This is a genomic window from Streptomyces sp. NPDC004051 (assembly GCF_053604275.1).
The window spans coordinates 1-23,897 of the sequence record NZ_JBSGHG010000061.1 but is presented as its reverse complement, the minus strand read 5'-3'; the positions used below and the strand labels follow the sequence as shown (position 1 = coordinate 23,897).

18 protein-coding genes are annotated in these 23,897 nt (G+C 72.6%); 10 read left to right on the top strand and 8 right to left on the bottom strand.

Features of this window, described 5'->3' with window-relative positions; all coding sequences use genetic code 11:
* Both ACWEQO_RS33540 and ACWEQO_RS33535 read right to left on the bottom strand, forming a co-directional pair.
* On the bottom strand, positions 1-692 hold a 692-nt coding region (locus ACWEQO_RS33540), incomplete at its 3' end, for a maltotransferase domain-containing protein (protein WP_452986336.1).
* A gap of 282 nt (positions 693-974) precedes the next feature.
* Positions 975-2,198 carry a S8 family peptidase gene (locus ACWEQO_RS33535; protein WP_452986335.1) on the bottom strand — a complete coding sequence of 408 codons (1,224 nt, stop codon included), beginning with the start codon at positions 2,196-2,198 and terminating at the stop codon, positions 975-977.
* Between the two features lie 320 nt (positions 2,199-2,518).
* Here ACWEQO_RS33535 and ACWEQO_RS33530 point away from each other — a divergent pair, with 320 nt between their 5' ends.
* The gene (locus tag ACWEQO_RS33530) at positions 2,519-5,197 is read left to right on the top strand and encodes a glycosyltransferase family 1 protein (protein WP_452986334.1); all 2,679 of its coding nucleotides are present in this window, start codon (positions 2,519-2,521) and stop codon (positions 5,195-5,197) included.
* Positions 5,198-5,258: 61 nt separating this feature from the next.
* Here the strand turns inward: ACWEQO_RS33530 and ACWEQO_RS33525 are convergent, their stop codons facing one another.
* From ACWEQO_RS33525 to ACWEQO_RS33510, 4 genes are all read right to left on the bottom strand, one after another.
* Positions 5,259-5,780, bottom strand: coding sequence for a DUF1990 family protein (locus ACWEQO_RS33525; protein WP_361461939.1), 522 nt, complete (start codon positions 5,778-5,780; stop codon positions 5,259-5,261).
* A 101-nt stretch (positions 5,781-5,881) separates the two neighbouring features.
* A complete protein-coding gene (locus ACWEQO_RS33520) occupies positions 5,882-7,570 on the bottom strand; it encodes a M4 family metallopeptidase (RefSeq protein WP_452986333.1) in 1,689 nt (562 codons plus the stop codon).
* A 388-nt stretch (positions 7,571-7,958) separates the two neighbouring features.
* Positions 7,959-9,830: an ABC transporter ATP-binding protein gene (locus tag ACWEQO_RS33515; RefSeq protein ID WP_452986332.1), complete on the bottom strand. Its 1,872-nt coding sequence runs from the start codon at positions 9,828-9,830 to the stop codon at positions 7,959-7,961.
* Positions 9,827-11,659, bottom strand: coding sequence for an ABC transporter ATP-binding protein (locus tag ACWEQO_RS33510; protein ID WP_361461943.1), 1,833 nt, complete (start codon positions 11,657-11,659; stop codon positions 9,827-9,829). Before ACWEQO_RS33510 ends, ACWEQO_RS33515 begins: the two co-directional genes overlap by 4 nt.
* 205 nt (positions 11,660-11,864) lie before the next feature.
* On the opposite strand from ACWEQO_RS33510, the gene ACWEQO_RS33505 reads away from it, so the two are divergent.
* The 4 genes from ACWEQO_RS33505 to ACWEQO_RS33490 all read left to right on the top strand — a co-directional run bounded on the left by ACWEQO_RS33505 (position 11,865) and on the right by ACWEQO_RS33490 (position 15,669).
* Positions 11,865-12,806: an ATP-binding cassette domain-containing protein gene (locus tag ACWEQO_RS33505; protein WP_452986331.1), complete on the top strand. Its 942-nt coding sequence runs from the start codon at positions 11,865-11,867 to the stop codon at positions 12,804-12,806.
* Positions 12,803-13,564 carry an ABC transporter permease gene (locus tag ACWEQO_RS33500; RefSeq protein WP_452986330.1) on the top strand — a complete coding sequence of 254 codons (762 nt, stop codon included), beginning with the start codon at positions 12,803-12,805 and terminating at the stop codon, positions 13,562-13,564. Before ACWEQO_RS33505 ends, ACWEQO_RS33500 begins: the two co-directional genes overlap by 4 nt.
* Before the next feature lie 79 nt (positions 13,565-13,643).
* Positions 13,644-14,996, top strand: a complete 1,353-nt coding sequence (locus ACWEQO_RS33495; RefSeq protein ID WP_452986329.1) for a sensor histidine kinase — start codon at positions 13,644-13,646, stop codon at positions 14,994-14,996.
* Positions 14,989-15,669 (top strand): response regulator transcription factor, encoded by a 681-nt coding sequence (locus ACWEQO_RS33490; RefSeq protein WP_361461955.1) that lies wholly within the window; start codon positions 14,989-14,991, stop codon positions 15,667-15,669. Before ACWEQO_RS33495 ends, ACWEQO_RS33490 begins: the two co-directional genes overlap by 8 nt.
* A gap of 8 nt (positions 15,670-15,677) precedes the next feature.
* Here the strand turns inward: ACWEQO_RS33490 and glgX are convergent, their stop codons facing one another.
* Positions 15,678-17,966, bottom strand: coding sequence for a glycogen debranching protein GlgX (glgX, locus tag ACWEQO_RS33485; protein WP_452986328.1), 2,289 nt, complete (start codon positions 17,964-17,966; stop codon positions 15,678-15,680).
* Between the two features lie 255 nt (positions 17,967-18,221).
* Here glgX and ACWEQO_RS33480 point away from each other — a divergent pair, with 255 nt between their 5' ends.
* From ACWEQO_RS33480 to ACWEQO_RS33460, 5 genes are all read left to right on the top strand, one after another.
* The gene (locus ACWEQO_RS33480; RefSeq protein WP_361461960.1) at positions 18,222-19,460 is read left to right on the top strand and encodes a L,D-transpeptidase; all 1,239 of its coding nucleotides are present in this window, start codon (positions 18,222-18,224) and stop codon (positions 19,458-19,460) included.
* Positions 19,461-19,676: 216 nt separating this feature from the next.
* Entirely contained in the window at positions 19,677-20,933 is a 1,257-nt protein-coding gene (locus tag ACWEQO_RS33475) for a L,D-transpeptidase (protein ID WP_452986327.1), read from the top strand.
* A 211-nt stretch (positions 20,934-21,144) separates the two neighbouring features.
* The gene (locus ACWEQO_RS33470; RefSeq protein ID WP_202275989.1) at positions 21,145-21,912 is read left to right on the top strand and encodes an enoyl-CoA hydratase/isomerase family protein; all 768 of its coding nucleotides are present in this window, start codon (positions 21,145-21,147) and stop codon (positions 21,910-21,912) included.
* A gap of 168 nt (positions 21,913-22,080) precedes the next feature.
* On the top strand, positions 22,081-22,689 hold the full coding sequence (locus ACWEQO_RS33465) for an ATP-binding protein (RefSeq protein WP_452986338.1): 609 nt from the start codon (positions 22,081-22,083) through the stop codon (positions 22,687-22,689).
* Positions 22,690-22,714: 25 nt separating this feature from the next.
* Positions 22,715-23,473, top strand: coding sequence for an NADPH-dependent F420 reductase (locus ACWEQO_RS33460; RefSeq protein WP_452986337.1), 759 nt, complete (start codon positions 22,715-22,717; stop codon positions 23,471-23,473).
* 67 nt (positions 23,474-23,540) lie between these two features.
* Here ACWEQO_RS33460 and ACWEQO_RS33455 read toward each other — a convergent pair.
* The coding region (locus ACWEQO_RS33455) for a zinc ribbon domain-containing protein (protein ID WP_452986326.1) at positions 23,541-23,897 on the bottom strand (357 nt) is incomplete at its 5' end.

Sequence of the window (23,897 nt, the reverse complement as noted above, 5' to 3'; positions counted from 1 at the left end):
TCGTACCAGGAGCCGTACAGGGCGCGTTCGCGTTCCACCAGCAGGGGCATCGGGTCGCCGGGGGTGACCAGGTCGCGCAGCGGGTGGCGGGCCAGAACCGCGTCCACCTCGGGCGTCAACGCCGCCGCCAACCGGGAGGCCGTCGGCCGCCGTTCGTCGCGCAGCGCGTCCACCGCGGCGAGGAGCACGCCCCGTCGGTCCGGTTCCGGTACTTCGGCCGCCGCCCGTTCGTGGAGCAGGGCGCCCTCCTCCAGCACCAGCTCCGTGTCCGTACCCGCCGGGATCTTGATCCGTGCGTGGCGGCGCCAGGTCGTGACGGGGTCGCTCCACGCCTCCACGGTGTACGTCCAACGCCCCGGCGCACGGGCGCAGACGGTCGCCCCCCACCGGTCCGTGCCCGGCGCCAGCTCCCGCATCGGCGTGAACGGCCCCCGCCGGCCCTCGGGGTCCCTCAGGACGACGTTGGCGGCCACCGCCTCGTGCCCCTCACGGAACACGGTGGCCGTCACCTCGAACGTCTCGCCGACGACGGCCTTCGCCGGACGGCGCCCCTGATGGACCGTCGGCCGGACGTCGAGGACGGGAATGCGCCCCAGGGAGGTCGGGTTCGCCGCGGCCGGTGGGGGCGTTCCGGCGGCGGGCTCCGGAGAAGGTGTCGAAGGGGCCGACGACGAATGATGCGTGGCGGGCATGACCGCTCCTGTCCGCGTCAACGTGGGTGGGCGGATGACTGTGGGGAGGTGGGTCCTGCTTGATGCTGCGTGGGGTTCCTGAGGGGTGTACCGCAGGAGCCTTCCCACACTGTTCGGGTGGGCAATCCGGCGCTTTGTTAACTACTCGCGCGTATGTCGACATACAAGACCGGCCCCGCCCGTGTAGGACGGAGCCGGTCCTCGACGAGCCCGTTCCCGGCCCCCGCCCGTCTCCCCGCCGGTGCCCGGGCGATCGTGGCGCGGGGGCCCGGCGGGTGTGCGCTACCGTGGCGGAGTCCGCAGCAGCCGGTCCGGCGAACCGAGCCCGCGACCGCTCACCTTCCCGCTCGTCGCCCCCTTGACCAGGGCGTTCGCCACCTGCGCCGGGGTGGCCCGCCGATGCTCGGCGAGGTACAGCGCTGCCGCGCCCGCCGCGTGCGGGGACGCCATCGACGTACCCGAGGCGGTGGTTTTCCCGGTGTCGCTCGCGGCCGACGCCGAGGTGATGGACACCCCCGGGGCGAACAGATCGAGGGCGGAACCGTGGTTGGAAAAGGCCGGTTTCTTGTCCTGCCGGTCGATCGCGCCCACCGTGATCGCCTGCTTCACACTCGCGGGGGAGTACAGCGCCGCCGCCGTTCCCCCGTTTCCCGCGGCGACCGTGTAGCTGATGCCGGACGCGATGGACTTCCGCACGGCGGCGTTCAGTTGGGCGTTGTGGAAGCCGCCGAGGCTGAGATTGGCGACCGCGGGCCGGACCGCGTTCCGGGTCACCCAGTCGATGCCCGCGAGCACCTGGGCCGTGGTGCCCGAGCCGTCGTCGTCGAGCACGCGGACGGAGACGATCCGGGCCCGCTTCGCGACGCCGTGGGTCGTGCCCGCGATGATGCCGGCCACATGGGTGCCGTGGCCGTTGCCGTCCTGGGCGGTCCGGTCGTTCTGGACGAAGTCCCAGCCGTGCCGGGCCCGGCCGCCGAAGTCGCGGTGCGATATCCGTACGCCGGTGTCGATGACGTAGACCGTCACCCCCGCGCCCGCCGTGGCCGGCGCGGTGTACCGCTCGTCCATCGGCAGGCTCCGCTGGTCCAGGCGGTCCAGTCCCCAGGACGGCGGGTTCGGCTGTGTGTCGTCCTGCTTCTCCGACGTCAGAGCCGGTGTCACCCGGGTGTCCTGGGTGACCGAGGCGACCCGTGGGTCGGCCGCGAGCCGCGCGGCCGCTCTCGGGTCGGCCCGGACGGCGTAGCCGTTGAGCACGGTGTCGTAGGTATGGCTGATTCTCGCTCCGTGGCGCCGCACGAGATCCCGGCCGGTCGCCGAGCGTGCCACGGTCCCCTTCTCCAGTGTCACCAGGTAGCTGCCGGCCACGGAGCCGGGCGCCCCGGCACCGGATATCCGCCCCTCGGGCGCGGCGTGCGCGGGCAGGGTCGCGGCCGAGACCGTCGCGGTGCACAGGACCGCCGCCATGACCCCCGCCCGGCGCAGACACCGCGTTCGCGTCCGTGCCATGGTCCGAGTTCCCCTCCCTGACTCCGCGTACGGCGACTTCGCGTACGGCGACTCGGCGTACGGCGTCGTGGCCGGGGTCGCACCCGGCGCGGGCCGGTACGCCACCGTGGCAGCGTCTCGTGCGGAACGAAGTGCCACAAGAACGCCTGGGGGTGGGGAATCGGCCATATCCGCCATGAGGTGAATCGTTTGGGTCGGGGTGCGGCGGGGCCGGATCGCCCGGCTTCCACCGTGGAGGCCGTTCCCGCCGGTACTGTCGTGCGCGACGACCGGACGCACACAGCCGTCCTTCCGCACCGCGACTCGCGCCGAGGTGGAACTTGAAGGCGATCCGTCGATTCACCGTCCGACCCGTTCTCCCCGACCCCCTCCGGCCCCTCAGCGAACTGGCCCGGAACCTGCGGTGGTCCTGGCACACGCCGACCGGCGACCTGTTCCGGTCCGTCGACCCCGAACGCTGGGCCGCCTGCGGCCGGGACCCCGTACGGCTGCTGGGCAGTGTGCCGCCCGACCGGCTCCAGGAACTGGCCGGGGACCGCCCGTTCCTGGACCGTCTCGACGACGTCGCGGGCGACCTGCACACGTACATGACCGGCGACCGCTGGTACCAGGAGCAGTCCGGCCCCCGGTCGCAGGGTGACCGACTGCCCGCCGCCGTCGCCTACTTCTCCCCGGAGTTCGGCATCACGGCCGCCCTGCCGCAGTACTCCGGCGGGCTCGGCATCCTCGCCGGCGACCACCTCAAGGCCGCCAGCGACCTCGGCGTCCCGCTGATCGGCGTCGGTCTGCTCTACCGGCACGGCTACTTCCGCCAGTCGCTGTCCCGGGACGGCTGGCAGCAGGAGCACTATCCCGTCCTCGACCCCAACGAACTGCCCCTCGGCCAGCTCAAGGAGCCCGACGGCACCCCGGCCCTGGTGATCCTCGCGCTGCCCGGCGGCCGCTCGCTGCGCGCCCGGATCTGGCTGGCCCAGGTGGGCAGGGTCCCGCTGCTGTTGCTGGACTCCGACGTCGAGGAGAACGACCTCGGCGAACGAGGCGTCACCGACCGGCTCTACGGCGGCGGCAGCGAACACCGCCTGCTCCAGGAGATGCTGCTCGGCATAGGAGGGGTCAGGGCGGTGCGCGCCTACTGCAGGCTGACCGGGCACGCCCCGCCCGAGGTGTTCCACACCAACGAGGGCCACGCCGGTTTCCTCGGACTGGAACGCATCGCCGAACTGCGCGCCGAAGGAATGGAGTTCGGCCCCGCGCTGGAGACGGTCCGGGCGGGGACCGTGTTCACCACGCACACCCCCGTACCGGCCGGTATCGACCGCTTCGACCGCGGGCTGGTCGCCCGCCACTTCGGGCCCGACGCCGAACTGCCGGGCATCGAGGTCGACCGCATCCTCCGGCTCGGCATGGAGTCGTACCCCGGCGGTGACCCCGACCTCTTCAACATGGCCGTCATGGGTCTGCGGCTGGCCCGGCACGCCAACGGCGTCTCCCTGCTGCACGGCAGGGTCAGCCGCGAGATGTTCGCCGGGCTCTGGCCCGGATTCGACCCCGAGGAGGTGCCCATCACCTCCGTCACCAACGGGGTGCACGCGCCGACCTGGGTCGCCCCCGAGGTGTTCCGGCTCGGCGCCCGGCAGATCGGCGCCGAGCGAACCGAGGAGGCGCTGACCGTCGGCGGTTCGGACCGCTCGGACCGCTGGAAATCCGTCGGGGACATCCCCGACGAGGACATCTGGGAGCTGCGCCGGTCCCTGCGCTCGCAGCTGGTGACGGAGGTGCGGGAGCGGCTGCGCGCCTCGTGGCGGCAGCGCGGCGCGGGGACGGCGGAGCTCGGCTGGGTCGACCGGGTGCTCGACCCGGACGTGCTGACCATCGGGTTCGCCCGGCGGGTCCCCTCGTACAAGCGGCTGACGCTGATGCTGCAGGACCGGGAGCGGCTGACAAACCTGCTGCTGCACCCCGAGCGGCCGGTGCAGATCGTGGTCGCGGGCAAGGCGCACCCGGCTGACGAGAGCGGCAAGCGGCTCATCCAGGAGCTGGTCCGGTTCGCCGACGACCCGCGGGTGCGGCACCGGATCGTCTTCCTGCCCGACTACGGCATGGCGATGGCGCAGAAGCTCTACCCCGGCTGCGACATCTGGCTGAACAACCCGCTGCGGCCGCTGGAGGCGTGCGGGACCAGCGGTATGAAGGCCGCCCTCAACGGCTGCCTCAACCTCTCGGTGCTGGACGGCTGGTGGGACGAGTGGTTCCAGCCCGACTTCGGCTGGGCCGTCCCCACCGCGGACGGGGCGGGCGGGGGCGCCTCCACGCTCTCGGCGGCGGGGGACGACCCGGACCGGCGCGACGCCCTGGAGGCCGCAGCGCTGTACGACCTGCTGGAGCAGCGGATCACGCCGCGCTTCTACGAGCGCGGTGAGAGCGGGCTGCCCGACCGGTGGCTGGAGATGGTCCGGCAGACCCTGAGCCTGCTCGGCCCGAAGGTGCTGGCCGGCCGCATGGTCCGCGAGTACGTCGAGCGCCTGTACGCGCCCGCCGCGCGCGCCCACCGGGCAATGGGACCCGACCGGGCGCGCGACCTCGCCCGGTGGAAGACCAGGGTGCGCGCCGCCTGGCACGGCGTGAGCGTCGACCACGTCGAGACGTCCGGGACGACGACGGCCACCGCGGAACTCGGCACCACCCTCGTGCTGCGGGTGCGGGTCGGCCTCGGCGCCCTCGACCCGGACGACGTCGAGGTCCAGGCGGTCTCCGGGCGGGTGGACGAGGAGGACCGCATCACCGGCGCGACGCCCGTCCCGCTGAAACCGGTGGGGGCCGCCGACCTGGAGGGCCACTGGGTGTACGAGGGCCCGCTCTCCCTCGACCGCACCGGGCCCTTCGGTTACACGGTCCGCATCCTGCCCAGCCATCCGCTGCTGGCGCACGGCACCGAGATGGGCCTGGTCGCGGTCCCCTCGGAGGAGGTCTCCGAGGCGGCGGGGCTGCTGATGCGGTAGGCCGGTGGTCCGGCGTCCGCCCGGCCGGACGCCGGCCGGGCGTCGGGTGACGCGAAGGGCCTCAGGACTCCTCGAGGCCCTTCGTGGCCAGGCGCCGCAGCACCGTGCCGCAGCGGCGGGCGTAGGCGTGCTGCATTCCCCGGGCCGCCGGACCGGCGGCCCGGGCGTACCAACGGGCCGCCCTGCTGAACGCGGAGACGGTCAGCCACACCGTTCCGTCACCGGTGCGGTTCACCACGAACGCCTCCTCGCCGCACTCCGGGTGGCCGGGCAGGGTGCCGTACGCCCAGCCGGCCCTGCGGTCCTCCTCCAGCGTCCAGACCACCCGGCACGGCGCCCTGACCACCCCGGCGAGCGTGACGGTGACGTCGACACCGGGCGCCGCGCGGTCGGCGGTGGTGTCGAGGCCGACGCCCAGTGCCCGGTGCAGCTCCCAGGTGAGCACCGCCTCCGCGCCCTGGCGGAAGACCGCCTCGCCCTCGCCGAGACGGGTGCGCACGTGCAGGGGATGGAATCCGGGAGGGCAGAAACCCGGCTCACGGGTCGCGCCGACGTGGTCGTAGGTGAAGTCCGCCGAAGACATGGGACCCAAGGGTAAGGCGGTCCCGCGCACCCGGTGGCACGGGGGCGCCCGCACCGGAGGATCGGACTCCGGTACGGGCGCCCCTGCACCGTGCCGCGTCCTCAGCCAGTGGCGCGGGCACCGACGTTGACGGCGGCCCAGGCGTTCTGCACCGCCTTGTACTCGGCGCTGTTCGTGCCGTACAGCTCACCGGTGGCCGCCAGGGTGCCGGTGCGGGCGCCGGCGTAGTTGGTGGTCGAGGTGAACTTGGTGGTCAGCGCGCGGAACCAGATCTTCTCCGCCTTGGCCCGGCCGATGCCGGTGACCGGCAGCCCGTCCGAGGTGGGCGAGTCGTAGCTGACGCCGTTGACGGTCTTGGCGCCGCTGCCCTCGCTCAGCAGGTAGAAGAAGTGGTTCGCGGGGCCCGAGGAGTAGTGCACGTCGATCGAGCCGAGCCCGGAGTACCAGGAGTCCTTGGACGAGCCGTCCTTGCTCGGCCGGTCCATGTAGCGCAGCGGGGTGCCGTTGCCGCGGATGTTGATCTTCTCGCCTATGAGGTAGTCGCCGACGTCGGAGGAGTTGCCGGCGTAGAACTCGACCGTCGCGCCGAAGATGTCGCTGGTCGCCTCGTTGAGGCCGCCGGACTCCCCGCTGTAGCGCAGGCCGGCGGTGTTCGAGGTGAGGCCGTGAGTCATCTCGTGCGCGGCCACGTCGATCGAGGTCAGCGGGTTGGCGTTGCCCGACCCGTCGCCGTAGGTCATGCAGAAGCAGCTGTCCGACCAGAAGGCGTTGACGTAGTTGTTGCCGTAGTGGACCCGGGAGTAGGCGCCCACGCCGTCCCCGCGGATGCCGTTGCGGCCGTGCACGTTCTTGTAGTAGTCCCAGGTCAGGGCGGCCCCGTAGTGGGCGTCGGCGGCGGCCGACTCCGCGTTGGAGGAGCTGCCGTTGCCCCAGACGTCGTCGGAGCCGGAGAACAGCGTGCCGGTGCCGGAGGTGCCGCGGTTCAGGTTGTACGTCCTGTGGTTGCCGCGCGCCCCGTCGGTGAGGGTGTACGACGATCCGGACCGGGCGGTGGTCAGGTCGACGGTGCCGCTGTAGACGGTGTGGCCGGTCCCGGTGTGGACGGCCTGCCACTCGTACAGCTTCTCGCCCGTGGTGGCGTCGGTGACGACATGCAGTTCCTGCGGGGTGCCGTCGTGCTGGAGCCCGCCGACGACGGTCTCGTAGGCGAGGGTCGGCTTGCCGTCCGCGGCCCAGACGACCTTGCGCGGGGCGTTCTCGACGTCGGGGTTCTCGGCGTCCTCGGCCTTCGCGGCGCCGAGGGCCTGCTGCTCCGCCTTGGCGGCGGGCACCGCGGCCCGGGTGGTGGCGGGCTTCACCGCGACCCGGGTGGCCTTGACGACCGACTCGGTCTCGCCGGGCTTCTCGCCCTGCACCACGAGGTCGCCGCCGAGGACGGGCAGGCCGTCGTAGGTGCGCTCGTAGCGGACGTGGACGGTGCCGTCGCGGTCCTTGAGGACGTCACGGACGACGAGCTGCTCCTTCTCGCCCAGGCCGAGGGCCTCGGCGGTGTCCGCCTTGGTGGCGTTCGCCTCGCGGATCAGCTCGGCGCGCTGGGCGGGGGTGAGCCGGACCGACTCGGCGGCCGGGTTCGCCCGGCTCGCGGCCGACGGGGTGTCGTCCGGTACGGCGGTGGCGCTGCCGGACTGCACGGCCGTGGCGACCAGGGCGGCCACCCCGGCGAGGGCGACGGCGGCGGTGCGGCGGCGTGCGGTGTGGGGGGTGCGTCTGTGGGAGGACCTGCTTCTCAACACTGACTCCTTCTGCGTGGCCGCGGGTTGTGCGGCCAGGGGAGACCGGCCGGCTGGTGAGCCGGCCGGGCAGAACAGGGCGGTACGCGGTACCACGTGCTGCGGTGCTGGAGCGGTGGCCGGGGCGCGACGGTTCGACGACGCTGTGGGGTTGCCGCGCGGTGGCCTTGGGAAGAGTCGCAGGAGATCGCGGTTTCTGTCAGGACCGCGTCAATACATTGGCCGAAAAAAGTCCGTTGTCCGGGAGTTCGGGTTCGATAAACGGAGTGTTTCGCCGATGTGGCAGTGATGGCGGCGATGGCGGCGATGGTGACGGTGTCGGAAGTTGTTTCGCGTTCGTCCTGTTCTGTTCGGGTCCTGTCCCGCGGCCCGCTCCGCCGGACAGGACCTACGCCAGGCTGTCCCGCCAGGCGCGGTGGAGGTCGGCGAAGCGGCCGGTGCCCGCGATGAGGTCGGCCGGGGCGCCGTCCTCCACGATGCGGCCGTGTTCCATCACCAGGACGCGGTCGGCGATCTCCACGGTGGACAGGCGGTGGGCGATCACCACCGCCGTACGCCCCCGCAGGACCGTCGCCATCGCCCGCTGCACCGCCCGCTCGCCGGGGATGTCCAGGGAACTGGTCGCCTCGTCCAGGATCAGTACGGCCGGGTCGGCGAGCAACGCCCGCGCGAAGGCGACGAGTTGACGCTGGCCGGCCGAGATGCGGCCGCCGCGCTTGCGCACGTCGGTGTCGTAGCCGTCGGGCAGGGCGGTGATGAAGTCGTGCGCGCCGATCTCCTTCGCGGCCCGCTCGATCTCCGCACGGGTGGCGTCCGGGCGGCCGATGGCGATGTTCTCGGCGACCGTGCCGGAGAACAGGAACGCCTCCTGCGTCACCATGACCACTTCGCGACGCAGTTCGGGTCCCGCGAGGTCGCGCAGGTCGACGCCGTCCAGCAGGATCCGGCCGTCGGTGGGGTCGTAGAAGCGGGCGAGCAGTTTGGCCAGTGTCGACTTGCCCGCGCCGGTCGAGCCGACGACGGCGACGGTCTGCCCGGCCGGGAGGGTGAGGTCGAAGCGGGGCAGCACCTCGCCGCCGGTGCGGTACGCGAAACGGACCGCGTCGAAGACGACCTCGCGCCCCGGGTGGTGCGACGGCGCCTTGGGAAGCTCCCGGGGGGACGCGGGCTCCGGCACGGACGGGACCTGGGCCAGGAGTCCGGCGATCTTCTCCAGCGAGGCGGCCGCCGACTGGTACGCGTTGAGGAACATGCCCAGCCGGTCGATCGGGTCGTACAGCCGCCGCAGGTACAGCACCGCCGCCGCCAGCACACCGAGCGCGAGCGTGCCGTCCGCGACCCGGTAGGCGCCCCACAGCACGATCAGCGCGACCGTCGTGTTGGCGACCACCCGGGAACCGACCACATAGCGGGCCATCTCCAGCAGGGCGTCCCCGTTGGTCCGCTCGTGCCGCCGGTTCAGCGCGCGGAAGTCGGCGTCGTTGGCGGCCTCGCGGCGGAAGGCGCGCACCGGGCGGATGCCGTTCATCGTCTCGACGAACTTCACGATCACCGCGGCGATCGCCGTCGACCGCTGCCGGTACACCTCCGTGACGCGCCGCCGGTACGACCGTACGAGTGCGTACAGCGGGACGAAGGACGCCACCGCCAGCGCGCCGAGCCCGAGGTCCAGCCAGAGCAGCAGCACCGAGACGTAGACGCAGGAGACGATGACCGTGACCAGCTCCTGCAGGCCCTCCTCCAGCAGCTCCCGCAACGACTCGACGTCCGTGGTGGAGCGGGAGATGAGCCGGCCCGAGGTGTAGCGCTCGTGGAAGTCGACGCTGAGCGCCTGCGCGTGCCGGAAGATCCGGCCGCGCAGGTCCAGCAGCACGTCCTGGCTGACCCGGGCGGCGGTGACGATGAACGCGTACTGCAGCACCCCGCCCGACGCCGCGCACAGCAGATAGCCCACCGCGACCGCGATCAGCGGCCCGTGGTCGGCGGCCCGGAACGCGGGCACGCCCCGGTCGATCGCGTACGCCACCAGCAGCGGACCCGCCTGCACCGCCGTCTGCTGGAGCAGCAGCAGGAGCGCGGTGAGGGCGACCCTGCCCCGCATCGGGGCCAGCAGGGACCGCAGCAGGACGCCGGTGGCGCCCGGGGGAGTGGGCAGCACGTCCTGGTCGAAGGGGTCGCCGGAGTGCGGCTCGCCGTCCTTGCCGTGCCTGCCGTGCCCGTCGTCCTTGTCCTGTGCGGGCGCGGTGGGGGCCGCCGTCATCGTTGGTCCTCCTGTTCCCCCGCCGGGTCGCCGGCCATGAGGTGGGCGTACTCGGGGTGGGTGCGCAGCAGTTCGTGGTGGGTCCCGACCGCCGTGATCCGGCCGCCGGAGAGCAGGGCGACGCGGTCGGCCAGCAGCACCGTGGACGGGCGGTGCGCCACGATCAGGGCGGTGGTGTCGGCGAGCACCCGGCGCAGGGCGGCCTCGACCGCGGCCTCCGTGTGCACGTCGAGCGCGGACAGCGGATCGTCCAGCACCAGGAACTCGGGCTGCCCGACCACCGCGCGAGCCAGCGCGAGACGCTGCCGCTGCCCGCCGGAGAGACTGAGCCCCTGCTCGCCGACCTGGGTGCCGGCGCCCTGGGGCAACGCGTCCACGAAGTCGGCCTGTGCCACGCCCAGCGCCCGCTCCAGCTCGGCCTCCCCGGCCCCGGGCCCCGCGCCCATCAGCACGTTCTCCCCGACCGCGGCCGAGAACAGGGTGGGCTCCTCGAAGGCCACGGAGACCCTGCTGCGCAGCTCCTCGCGGGAGAGCGCGGTGATGTCCGTACCGTCCAGGGTGATCCGCCCCGAGGTCACCTCGTGCAGCCGCGGGACCAGGGCGGTGAGCGTGGTCTTGCCGCTGCCGGTCGCGCCGACCAGGGCCATCGACTCACCGGACCGGATGTGCAGGTCGACACGGTCCAGGACGGGCGGGGAGCCGGAGGGGGCGTCGGGGTAGCGGAAGGTGACGCCGTGGAAGCGCAGCCCGCCCTCGCCCTCGGGGGCGGGCGGCGTCCGGGTGCCGTCGGGGCCCGGGGACTCCTCCTCGGCGTCCATCACCTCGAAGTACCGCTCGGTCGCGGTCGCCGCCTCCTGGCTCATCGCCAGCAGGAAGCCGATCGAGTCCACCGGCCAGCGCAGCGCCAGAGCCGTCGACAGGAACGCCACCAGGGTGCCCGCGGACAGGTCCCCGTCGGCCACCCGCACGGTCCCCAGCACCAGGGTCGCGCCGATGGCCAGCTCCGGGAGCGTCACGATGACGCTCATGATGGAGGCCAGCAGCCGGGCCTTGTGCAACTCCGTCCCGCGCAGCCCCTTCGACAGCTCCCGGAACGCCCGCGCCTGGCTGCGGTGGCGGCCGAACCCCTTGACGACGCGGATGCCGAGCACGCTCTCCTCGACGACCGTCGTCAGGTCGCCGACCTGGTCCTGGGCGAGCCGGGACGCCTTGGAGTACCGCTTCTCGAAGGCCACGCAGATGACCATCACCGGCACGACCGGGATCAGGACCACCAGTCCCAGAGCCCAGTCCTGAACCAGCATGATGATCACGCCGACAAGGATCGTCACCCCGTTGACCAGCAGGAACGTCAGCGGGAAGGCCAGGAACATGCGCAGCAGCATCAGGTCCGTGGTCCCCCGGGACAGCAACTGCCCCGACGGCCACCGGTCGTGGAACGCCACCGGCAGCCGCTGCAGGCGCCGGTACAGGTCCGCCCGCATGCCCGCCTCGACACCCGCCAGCGGACGCGCCACCAGCCACCGCCGGAACCCGAACAGCAGGGCCTCCGCGAGCCCGAGCAGCAGCAGGTACAGCGCGCCGAGCCACACACCTGCCGGGTCCCGGTCGGCGATCGGACCGTCCACCATCCACTTCAGGACCAGCGGGATGACCAGGCCGATGCAGGAGGCGAGGATCGCGATGAAGGCGGCGGTGAACAGCCGCGCCCGCACGGGCCGCACGTACGGCCACAGACGCAGCAGCGTACGGACCGTGGATCGCGCTTCGGGCACTTCGGACGCTTCGCGTGCTTCGCGCTTTTCGAGGAGCGGGGGTGTGATGGCCATCAGCAGTGAGCCTACGGAACGCAACTGACACTGCCCACCGAGTTTAGGCCGGACCGGACTCGGTCCTCGGACCTACGACCTGCGGCTCCGGCCGCCCGGGCGCGGAAACCGGGGAAGTCGTACCACACCATCAGCCGATCGGCCGATGCGTCTCGAGCGTGACGGCCGATGTACGGGCACCTCGCCCACCGGGACGCTGGGTGCTATGCCCGTCATCGAAGTCACCGATCTGCGCAAGTCCTACGGGGGCCGGCCCGCCGTGGACGGCGTCTCCTTCACGGTCGAGGAGGGCGAGATCTTCGGCGTCCTCGGCCCCAACGGCGCCGGCAAGACGACCACCGTCGAATGCGTCGAGGGCCTGCGCGTCCCCGACGCGGGCCGCGTCCGCGTCACCGGCCTCGACCCGACCGCCGACCACGGACAGGTCGCCCAGGTCCTCGGCGCCCAGCTCCAGCAGAGCAGGCTCCAGGCCAAACTGACCGTCCGCGAAGCCCTGGAGCTGTACGCTGCCTTCTACCCGCGGCCCGCCGACTGGCGGCCCCTGGCCGAACGCCTCGGACTGACCCCGCACCTGAACAGCCGCTTCGGCAAGCTCTCCGGCGGGCAGCAGCAGCGACTGTCCATCGCGCTCGCCCTCATCGGCGACCCCCGGATCGTCGTCCTCGACGAACTCACCACCGGACTGGACCCCCGCGCCCGCCGCGACGCCTGGCAGCTCATCGAGGACATCCGCGCGGACGGCGTCACCGTCCTGCTGGTCACCCACTTCATGGAGGAGGCCCAGCGCCTCTGCGACCGGATCGCGGTGATCGACAAGGGCAGCGTGGCCGCCCTGGACACCCCGGCCGGGCTGATCCGCCGCTCGACGGGCGCCACGGTCATCAGCTTCACGCCCTCCGCGCCCCTGGACGAACGTGACCTGAACGGCCTGCCCGGCCTCGCCTCGATCGAGCACCGGGACGGCCGCGTCACCCTGTCCGGCACGGACGAGACCGTCAACGCCGTCATCACCCTCCTCGCCCGCACCCGTGTCACCGCCCACCAGCTCCGGGTCACCGACGCCACCCTGGACGACGCGTTCCTGGACCTGACCGGGCGGACCGACGCCACGCCCGAGCCCGACGCCACCGAGGAGGTCCCGGTGTGACCACTTCCGTCCTCCCCTCCGTCCTCAACGCAGCCGTCCTGCGCAGCGAGATCCGCCTCTTCCGCCGTGATCCCGGCGGGATCTTCTGGGTCCTGCTCTTCCCCACCCTCCTGCTGGTGATCCTCGGCTCCATCCCCTCCTTCCGCGAGGCCGACCCGTCCTTCGGCGGGCTGCGCCCGGTGGACGCGTACGTCCCGGTCACCGTGCTGCTCGGGCTGATCGTCGGAGGTGTGCAGGGCATGCCGCAGACCCTCACCGGCTACCGCGAACACGGCATCCTGCGCCGGATGGCCACCACCCCGGTACGGGCCACGGCCCTGCTCGGCGCGCAGATGCTGGTGTACGGCGGGGCCGCCCTGCTCTCGGCGCTGCTCTCGCTCGCCGTGGGCCGGCTCGCCTTCGGCGTGCGGCTGCCGCGCCGGCCCCTCGGCTACCTCCTCGCCCTGGTCCTCGCCGTGCTCGTCGCCCTCGCCCTGGGCGCCGTGCTCTCCGCGCTGTCCCGCACGACGAAGATCGCGGGCGCGGTGGGCTCCGCCGCGCTGTTCCCGGCGATGTTCTGCGCGGGGGTGTGGCTGCCGGTGCAGGCCATGCCGGACCTGCTCGCCGACATCGTCGGCTGGACCCCGTTCGGCGCCGCCGCCGAGGCGCTGAACCAGGCCGCCGCCGGCGCCTGGCCCGGCTGGACCCACCTGGCCGTCCTGGCGGCCTGGACCCTGCTGCTGACGGCCGCCGCCGCACGCTGGTTCCGCTGGGAGTGAGCGGATGACCGGGCGGTTGACCGGAACCACCGGAACCACCGGAACCACCGGGACCACCGGGACCACCAAGAATGGAGCCATGTCGAACGGGGCGGGGACGGGCGCGCGGCGGCCCGTGGGCGGGGCGTCCACGTGGGGGAGCAAGCCCCGTGCGTCCGCGCGGGCGACCGGGGAGGGCACCGTGCCGGACGGGGCGGCGGTCGAGCAGCGCTGGGCGGTGTTCCACCGCTGGGGGCCGTACGTGCTGCTCGCGGCCGGCACCCTGCTCTCGGTGTCGGTCGCCGACGAGGTCGGCATGACCCGCGGTGAGCGGTGGGCGAGCGGTGTGCTGGTGGTCGTGGCAGCCGTCCTGCAACTGGCCTGGGGCAGAGCGGAGCGCAGGCGCCCCGGGCCGTCCACCGAGAGTGTCTGCTACTACGCCGTCCGCTGGGGCGTCGGGTTCGCGCTCACCTGGCTGAGCCCGCTGTTCGCCTTCTACGCGGTCATCGGCTACTTCGGCGTCGGGCACCACCTCCCGAGACGTCTGGTCAAGGCCGGCCTCGTCGCCACCGCGGTGACCACGGCGGGCTCGCAGTCGGGCGGGCTGCCGCCGCGCGACGGCCAGGGCTGGGTGTTCTTCGGCGCGGTCCTCCTGGTCAACGGCCTGCTGGTAGCCCTGTTCGCCCACTTCGGCGAGCTGGAGGAGGAACGCACCCGCGCGCAGGCCGCCACCATCGCCGAACTGGAGCACACCAACGCCGCGTTGCAGCGGGCCCTCGACGAGAACGCCGCCCTGCACACCCAACTCCTCGTCCAGGCACGGGAGGCGGGGGTCGCCGACGAACGCAGACGGCTGGCCGCCGAGATCCACGACACCCTCGCCCAGGGCCTGACCGGCATCATCGCCCAGCTCCAGGTCGTCGCGAACACCCGCGACCCGGACCTGGCGCGCGTCCACGTGGTGCGGGCCACCGACCTGGCCCGCGAGAGCCTCGGCGAGGCCCGCCGCTCCGTGCACAACCTCGCCCCGGTCGCCCTCGACCGGGACGGGCTGCCACAGGCCCTGGAGAAGACGGTCGCGGAGTGGGGCGAACGCACCGGCGCCCGCGCCGACTGCACGGTCACCGGCACCGTCGAGCCCCTCCACGAGGAGGTCGCCGCCACCCTGCTGCGGATCGCCCAGGAAGCCCTGTCCAACGCCTCCCGGCACGCCCGCGCCACCCGGGTCGGCGTCACGCTCTCCTACATCGGCGACGAGGTCACCCTCGACATCCGCGACGACGGCCGCGGCTTCGACCCGCGGGTGCGCCCCGCCCGCACCGGCAGCGGCGGCTTCGGCCTCGACGGGATGCGCGCCCGCGCGGAGCGCATCGCCGGCTCCCTCGCCGTGGAGTCCGAGCCCGGCCACGGCACGGCGGTGTCGGCTCGCGTACCGTTGGTCCGCCATGACTGACACCCCGGCCTCGACGGACCACCCGGGCTCGACGGAGCCCTCGGCCGTCTCCGTGCTGATCGTCGACGACCACCCCGTCGTACGGGACGGCCTGCGCGGCATGTTCGAGTCCGCGCCCGGCTTCCGCGTCCTCGGCGAGGCGGCGAACGGCGTCGAGGCACTGGAGCGGGCCGCCGCCCTGGACCCGGACGTGGTGCTCATGGACCTGCGCATGCCGGGCGGTTCGGGCGTGGACGCCATCCGGGAGCTGTCCCGCCGGGGCGCGCGGGCCAGGGTGCTCGTCCTGACCACCTACGACACCGACTCCGACACCCTGCCCGCGATCGAGGCGGGCGCGACCGGCTATCTGCTGAAGGACGCGCCGCGCGAGGAGCTGTTCACGGCCGTGCGGGCGGCGGCCGAAGGCCGTACGGTCCTCTCCCCGGCGGTGGCCTCCCGCCTGGTCTCCGCGGTCCGCTCCCCCCGCTCGTCCGGCGGCGAACCGCTGTCCGCGCGGGAGCGCGAGGTCCTCGGACTGGTCGCCCGGGGCACCTCCAACCGGGAGATCGCCCGTGAGCTCTTCATCAGCGAGGCGACCGTGAAGACCCACCTCACCCACCTGTACGCCAAACTGGGCGTCAGGGACCGTGCCGCGGCCGTGGCGAGCGCCTACGACCGCGGCATCCTCGGCTGACCGGGCCGTCAGCCGGCCGCCCGCAGCAGCAGCACCGTCCGCCCCGGCACCGTGATCGTCGTGTCCGCCGGGTGGACCGCGTCCGGTGCGGCCGACTGGTCCTCCCGGCCGGTGTCCAGGACCACCTCGTAGCGCCGGGCCCACGGAGGCCCCGGCAGCAGGACGTCCACCGGGGCGTCACCGGCGTGCAGCACGGCGAGGAAGCTGTCGTCGCGTACCGGCTCCCCGCGTTCGTCGTGGTCCGGGATGTCCCGCCCGGAGAGGTACATGCCGAGCGTGGCGGCGGGCGCGTACCAGTCCTCCTCGGTCATCTCCGTGCCCCGCGCGGTGAACCAGGCCAGGTCGCGCAGGCCGTCGGCGCCGTGCGCCCGTCCGGAGAAGAACGTCCGGCGGCGCAGCACCGGATGGCGGCGGCGCAGGGCGATCAGCCGGGACGTGAGGTCGAACAGGGCCCTCCACCCCGGTTCCGCCAGCAGTTCCCAGTCCACCCAACCGGTCTCGTTGTCCTGGCAGTAGGCGTTGTTGTTGCCGCGCTGGGTGCGCCCCATCTCGTCACCGGCGACCAGCATCGGCACACCCGTCGACAGCAGCAGCGTGGTCAGCAGGTTGCGCAGCTGCCGCCGCCGCAGGGCCAGCACGTCCGGGTCGTCGGTCTCGCCCTCGGTGCCGCAGTTCCAGGAACGGTTGTCGTCGGCGCCGTCCCGGTTGCCCTCGCCGTTGGCCTCGTTGTGCTTGCGGTCGTACGAGACGAGGTCGCGCAGCGTGAACCCGTCGTGCGCGGTGACGTAGTTGACCGAGGCGTACGGGCGCCGCCCGCCCCAGTCGTAGAGGTCGCTCGAACCGGAGAGCCGGTAGCCGATCTCCCTCAGGTCCGCCGCCGCGGGCCGCCAGAAGTCCCGCACGGCGTCGCGGTACCGGTCGTTCCACTCCGACCACAGCGGGGGGAACGCCCCCACCCGGTAGCCCCCGGGGCCCACGTCCCACGGCTCGGCGATCAGTTTCACCCCGCGCAGCACCGGGTCCTGGGCGATCACCGAGAGGAACGGGGAGTCCATGTCGACCTCGTGCGCGGAGCGGGCCAGCGCCGCCGCCAGGTCGAAGCGGAAGCCGTCGACGCCCATCTCGGTCACCCAGTAGCGCAGCGAGTCCATGATCAGGCGCAGTACCTGCGGCCGGACGACGTCCAGGGTGTTCCCGCAGCCGGTGTAGTCGGCGTACCGGCGGGCGTCGGCCTGGAGCCGGTAGTGGCCGCGGTTGTCGACGCCCTTCAGGGACAGCGTGGGGCCCAGCTCGTTCGACTCGGCGGTGTGGTTGTAGACCACGTCGAGGACGACCTCGATGCCCGCCGCGTGCAGGGCTCGCACCATCCGCCTGAACTCGCCGACCTGCTGGCCGGCCGTCCCGGAGGCCGCGTAGCCGGCGTGCGGGGCGAAGTAGCCGATGGAGTTGTACCCCCAGTGGTTGCGCAGCCCGCGCCGCAGCAGGTGGTCCTCGTGCGCGAACTGGTGCACCGGCAGCAGCTCCACGGCCGTCACGCCCAGCTTCACCAGGTGCTCGATCGCGGCGGGGTGCGCGAGCCCCGCGTAGGTGCCGCGCAGTTCCTCGGGGATGCCGGGGTGGCGTCGGGTGAACCCCTTGACGTGCAGCTCGTAGAGGACCGTGTCCGCCCACGGGGTGCGGGGCCGGTGGTCGGCCTCCACGGCGGTGGTGCCGGCGGTGCCGTTGTCGGGCTCGTGGACGACGACGGCCTTGGGCACGTACGGGGCGGAGTCCCGGTCGTCGCGCACGGTGTCCGCGACGTGCTGCTCCGGCCAGTCCCGGACGTGCCCGTACACCTCGGGCGACAGCCCGTGCGCGGCGTAGTCGCCGTCCACCGCGCGGGCGTACGGGTCGAGCAGCAGCTTCGCCGGGTTCCAGCGGGCGCCGGTCCACGGGTCCCAGCGGCCGTGCACCCGGTAGCCGTAGCGCCGGCCGGGCAGGACGCCGGGTACGAAACCGTGCCAGACGCCGTCGGTCAGCTCGGTGAGCCGGGCCCGGACCTCCCCGCCGCCGCCCTCGTCGAACAGGCACACCTCGACCCCCTCCGCGCCGCCCGCCCACAGGGCGAAGTCGGTCCCCGCCACCCCGTCCGGGCCGGTCCGGAAGCGGGCGCCCAGGGGTGTCGGCGGGCCGGGCCGCACGGGCACGGTCGCCGCCGTCGGCGGTGCCGCCCGCACGCCGTTCACGGCGACGGCCGGGCGCCCGTCGCCGGTGGCCCGTTCCCCGGCCACCGCCTCCTGCTCGGCTGCGCTGGACACCTGTCAGCCTCCCGCGGCTCGTGGGACGACGGCGGGCAGGGGAAAGTGGCCGCGGCTCCCCGGCGCGTCGTCCTCCCCACAGTTCTGCCCAGAGCATGCCGCGCACTCACGTGCCGCCGAGAGCACGACCCGTCCGCACGACAGCACACCCGGAGCGGGGGCGCACCCGCGGATTCCCCCAGAAGGCGTACCCTCGCGTGCCCCGAGGGGGCGCGTGGTCGTTTCCCCACGGCGCGGACCGTCGTTGGGTACCGCGTGAGCCACGTACAAGGGCGCGCACGGCGCGCGAGGGCCGCACTGGCCGCCGTACTGACATGGACAGGGTTGTTGCTGACCGGAGCCGTCGGCTGTACCTCGGACGGCGCGATCGGAGGGGCGTTCGGCCCTCCGGCGCCCGAGGAGGTCATCCGGGTCGCGCCCGCCGACGGCAGCAAGGAGGTGCGCCCCGGCAGCATGCTGCGGGTGCGGACGGCCGAGGGGCGGCTGGAGTCGGTGAAGGTCGTCAGATCGCAGGACGCGCGGGAGTCCCCGGTCCCCGGGCGCATCTCCGCCGACGGGCGGACCTGGCAGCCCGACGACGAACGGCTGGCGCTCGCCGCGAAGTACACGGTCGACGCCGTGGCCCGGGACGACGCCGGCCGCCGCTCCTCCCGCCGCACCACGTTCACGACGTACGTCCCCGAGGAACGCTTCATCGGCTACGTCACCCCGGAACACCGCACCGTCGTCGGCACCGGGATGATCGTCTCCCTGGCGTTCAACCGGGAGATCGTCCACCGCGCGGCGGTCGAACGGGCCATCCGGGTCACCTCCCGTCCGGCCGTCGACATCCGCCCGCACTGGTTCGGCAAGGACCGGCTCGACTTCCGGCCCGAGAAGTACTGGCGGCCCGGCACCGAGGTCACCGTCGAGTTGGACCTGCGGGACGTCGAGGGCGCGCCCGGGGTGTACGGGCTCCAGCACCGCACGTTCTCCTTCACCGTCGGCCGCAGCCAGATCTCGGTGGTCGACGCGGGCCGGCACACGATGAAGGTGAGCCGGGACGGTGAGGAACTGGCCACGGTGCCGATCACGGCGGGGGCGCCGAAGACCCCCACGTACAACGGGAAGATGGTGATCACCGAGATGCTCGAGGTCACCCGGATGAACGGTGCGACCGTCGGCTTCACCGACGCCGACGGCAAGGGCGAGTACGACATCCCCGACGTCCCGCACGCCATCCGCCTGACCCAGTCCGGCACCTTCCTGCACGGCAACTACTGGACCGAGAAGGACGTCTTCGGCGACACCAACGTCAGCCACGGGTGCGTGGGACTGCACGACGTGAAGGGCGGCGGCGCGGACACCCCGGCGGGCTGGTTCTTCGACCGCAGCCTCATCGGGGACGTCGTCGAGGTGGTCAACAGCAAGGACACGACGGTCGCCCCCGACAACGGCCTCGGCGGCTGGAACATGGGCTGGAAGGAGTGGACGAAGGGCGGCGCCGTGAAGTGAACCCCCGCGTTTTCTCCGCGAGGTGACCCCCTGTAGCGCCCGCGCGCGGACCGCCGGGAGGGTCTTCCGGTTGTACGCCACAGGTCATTGAAGTTGGAACGGAACGGTGACAAACCCACCGCGTCCAACGCCCCTGGCCTGTGGTTACTATGCGCCGAAACGCGCGAGGGGCGCGCGGGGCGCGGGTCCGGCCAGGCCCGCCGAGGGGAGAAACAAGTGAACGTGGGGCCGATTCCGGGGGCGTCGGTTGACGCGCGGAGGTATGGCGGCAGGAAGCTGGCGGCGCTGGCACTCGGAGTGGTGCTGGCGGTCACCGCGTGCGGCGGCGGGGAGACGGACCCGGGCTCCGGGGCGGCCGAGGGCAAGGGCAAGGGCTCCACCGGGTCGCAGAGCAAGCAGTCCGAGGCGGTCATCGGCATAGCGCCCGAAAACGGCGCCAAGTCCGTGAAGACCAGTGGTGCGCTGAAGGTCGACGCGACCAAGGGGAAGCTGACCGAGGTCGTCGTCAAGACCCCGGACGGCAAGAAGGTCGACGGGAAGATATCCGGTGACGGCGCCAGCTGGACGCCGTCGACCCACCTGGCCGCCGCCACCGAGTACACGGTGCACGCGGTCGCCAAGGACTCCGCCGGCCGCATCGCCGCCGAGGACTCCAGCTTCACCACCCTGACGCCGAAGAACACCTTCGTCGGCACCTTCACGCCCGAGGACGGTTCCAAGGTCGGCGTCGGCATGCCGTTCTCGCTCCGCTTCACCCGGGGCATCACCAACCCGGACGACGTCGAGAAGGCCATCCGGATCAAGACCGAACCGCCCGTCGAGGTCGAGGGCCACTGGTTCGGCAACGACCGGCTCGACTTCCGGCCCGAGAAGTACTGGAAGGCCGGCACCAAGGTCACCGTCGACCTCGACCTCGACGGCGTCGAGGGCCGTCCCGGCGTCTACGGCAAGCAGTCCAAGACGGTCTCCTTCACCATCGGCCGCAGCCAGGTCTCCGTCGTCGACGCCAAGAAGCACACCATGAAGGTCGAGCGGGACGGCAAGGTCATCAAGACCATCCCGATCACCGCCGGCGCCCCCGGCACCGAGACCTGGAACGGCAAGATGGTCGTCAGCGAGCGGCTCAAGGTCACCCGGATGAACGGCGCGACCGTCGGCTTCACCGACGCCGACGGCAAGGGCGAGTACGACATCAAGGACGTGCCGCACGCCATGCGCCTGAGCACCTCCGGCACCTTCATCCACGGCAACTACTGGGGCGGCGGCGCCTTCGGCAACTACAACGCCAGCCACGGCTGCATCGGGCTGCGCGACACCCGGGGCGGCTGGGACAAGAAGGCCCCGGGCGCCTGGTTCTACGAGAACACCATGATCGGCGACGTGGTCGTCGTGAAGAACTCCAACGACGCCACCATCGCCCCGGACAACGGCCTCAACGGCTGGAACATGTCCTGGGAGGAGTGGAAGGCGTAGTACCGGCACGGCCCGCTCCGTCACGGCACACGCGGCCCCGGCACCCGACAGGGCGCCGGGGCCGCTGCCGTCGGCCGGGTGTGATCACCGCACCGGTCCCGTTGCCGTCAGTCGCCGTGCTGTGTCTGTCCGGGGGCAACCCCCGGACCCCCGGCCGGGTGTGATCGACCGCACCGGCCCCGTTGCCGTTAGTCACCGTTAACCTGCTGGCATGACCGTACATCTCGAAGTCGCCGAGGGCGTCGGCACGCTGCGCCTGGACCGCCCGCCCATGAACGCACTGGACGTTGCCACGCAGGACCGGCTGAAGGAACTCGCCGAGGAGATCACGCGCCGCGAGGACGTGCGCGCCGTCGTGATCCACGGCGGCGAGAAGGTGTTCGCGGCGGGCGCGGACATCAAGGAGATGCAGGCGATGGACCACACCGCGATGGTCCTGCGCGCCCGCGCCCTGCAGGACTCCTTCACCGCCGTGGCCCGCATCCCCAAGCCGGTGGTGGCCGCGGTGACCGGTTACGCGCTCGGCGGCGGCTGCGAACTCGCGCTCTGCGCCGACTTCCGCATCGCCGGGGAGAACGCCAAGCTGGGCCAGCCGGAGATCCTGCTCGGGCTGATCCCGGGGGCCGGCGGTACGCAGCGCCTGGCCCGTCTCATCGGCCCGTCGAGGGCGAAGGACCTCATCTTCACGGGCCGTCAGGTGAAGGCCGACGAGGCGCTCGCACTGGGCCTGGTGGACCGGGTGGTCCCCGCCGCCGAGGTCTACGAGCAGGCGCACGCGTGGGCCGCACGGCTCGCCAAGGGCCCGGCGATCGCGCTGCGCGCGGCCAAGGAGTCGATCGACACCGGTCTGGAGACCGACATCGACACCGGCCTCGCCGTCGAACGCAACTGGTTCGCGGGCCTGTTCGCCACCGAGGACCGCGAGCGGGGGATGCGCAGCTTCGTGGAGGACGGCCCCGGCAAGGCGAAGTTCCTCTGAAACCCCTTCCGGGGGCTTGCAATTGACACGATGTCTGATTCGGGTCCCTCGGCGGGGCGGTTTATGGGAGCCTTAACGGGCCCTTAAGTCTGCCGCGTCGAGGGAGCCTGTCGATTGCCGCACCGCGAGCCGTTGCCGCAGACGACAAGGGCCGCCGGCGGCCCCGAAGTGCCTGAGGCGCATGCCGGAGGCCCGACCCGGAGCGGGGGCGCGCAGGGGGCGCATTCCCCCGGAACCTCCCCGGGCGCCCCACCGGGCGGCCATGATGAGGCCATGGCGGGGCTGGATGGGACGGAGCAGCCGCGGGGAGACGGACGTGCGACCGTGTCGCGCTGGTCGCCGACGGTCGAGGACGAACGCGCTCAGAAGGCGCTGGAGCTGTTCGGCAATCCGACGGAGGCGGAGGTTCCGTTGCCGTCCCGCCCCGAGTCCGCCGCCACCGCACGACGGCTCACCCGGTTCGTGCTCCTGCGCCAGTGGGGCCTCACCGCCGCGACCACCGAGGACGCCGTGCTGCTCGTCTCCGAGCTCGTCGGCAACGCGGTACGCCACACCGGCGCCCGCGTCTTCGGTCTCCGGCTGCGCCGCCGCCCCCGCCGGATCCGCGTCGAGGTCCGCGACCCCTCCCGCGGCCTGCCCTGTCTCATGCCGGTCCAGGAGCTGGACGTCAGCGGGCGGGGCCTCTTCCTCGTCGACACCCTCGCCGACCGCTGGGGCGTCGACCTGCTCCCGCGGGGCAAGACGACCTGGTTCGAGATGCGCGTGTCGGACCGTTGACGAACAAGTCGGGAACAAGCGGGGAATAGCACGCCCACCCCGGGCAGTTGGTGTCGACCATGGCGGTTCCCGAAGGGAGCCGAAGCGGACATCGATCCCCGGAAGGGCGAGGCGAGCGGACATGAAGATCGGCATCATCGGAGCGGGCAACATCGGGGGCAACCTCACACGGCGGCTCACCGCCCTCGGCCACGACGTCTCCGTCGCCAATTCCCGTGGCCCCCACACGCTCAGCGGTCTGGCCGAGGAGACCGGCGCGACCCCGGTACGGGCCGAGGACGCGGCGCGCGGCGCCGAGGTCGTCGTCGTCACCGTCCCCCTGAAGGCCGTACCGGACCTGCCGTCCGGCCTGTTCGACGAGGCCGCGGAGGGCGTGGCCGTCATCGACACCGGGAACTACTACCCCCGGCAGCGCGACGGAAGGATCGAGGGCATCGAGGACGAGGGCCTCACGGAGAGCCGCTGGACGGAACGGCAGATCGGCCACCCCGTGATCAAGGCCTTCAATGGCACGTACGCCCAGGACATCCTGGACCGCCACCGCCCCGCCGGCGCTTCGGACCGGATGGCCCTGCCCGTCGCCGGTGACGACGGGGCGGCCAAGCGGAAGGTCCGGGCCCTGATCGAGGAGCTCGGCTTCGACACCGTGGACGCGGGCGGCATCGACGACTCCTGGCGCCAGCAGCCCGACACCCCGGTCTACGGCCTGCGCGGGGACACCGAGGCCGTCGCCAAGGCCCTGGCCGAGGCGTCCCCGGAACGCAAGCAGGAGTTCCGGGCGTAGGGACCGTTGCCAAGACCGTAGTCGGGTCTCGGCATTCCGGGCATTTCGGCCCGGAAGGTCCGTCTCGTCACCAGAGCGTGAGGGCTTCGGTTTGAGTACGGTCTCTCGCTTCTGTCTGCCGCTGCTGCGGCAGGGTTGCGCCACCTGCCCGCCCCGCCTCCGCCGTGCGGCGGGTGCGGGTGGCGCGGGTCTTCTGGTCGGCTCCACGAGGCTTCGACACCGCCGGGGCGGCGTCCTGGTCTCCGGCCACTCCGGTACCAGTCAGGCAGGCTGCCGCGAGTGCGGCGAGGTTGAGCGCGGCGTTGTCGTCCCGGTCGATGACCAGGTGGCAGGCGTCGCACTCATAGCTCCGCACGTGCAGCGGCAGCTTGGCTTTCACCGCGCCGCACCCGGAACAGGTCTTGGAGGAGGGGTACCAGCGGTC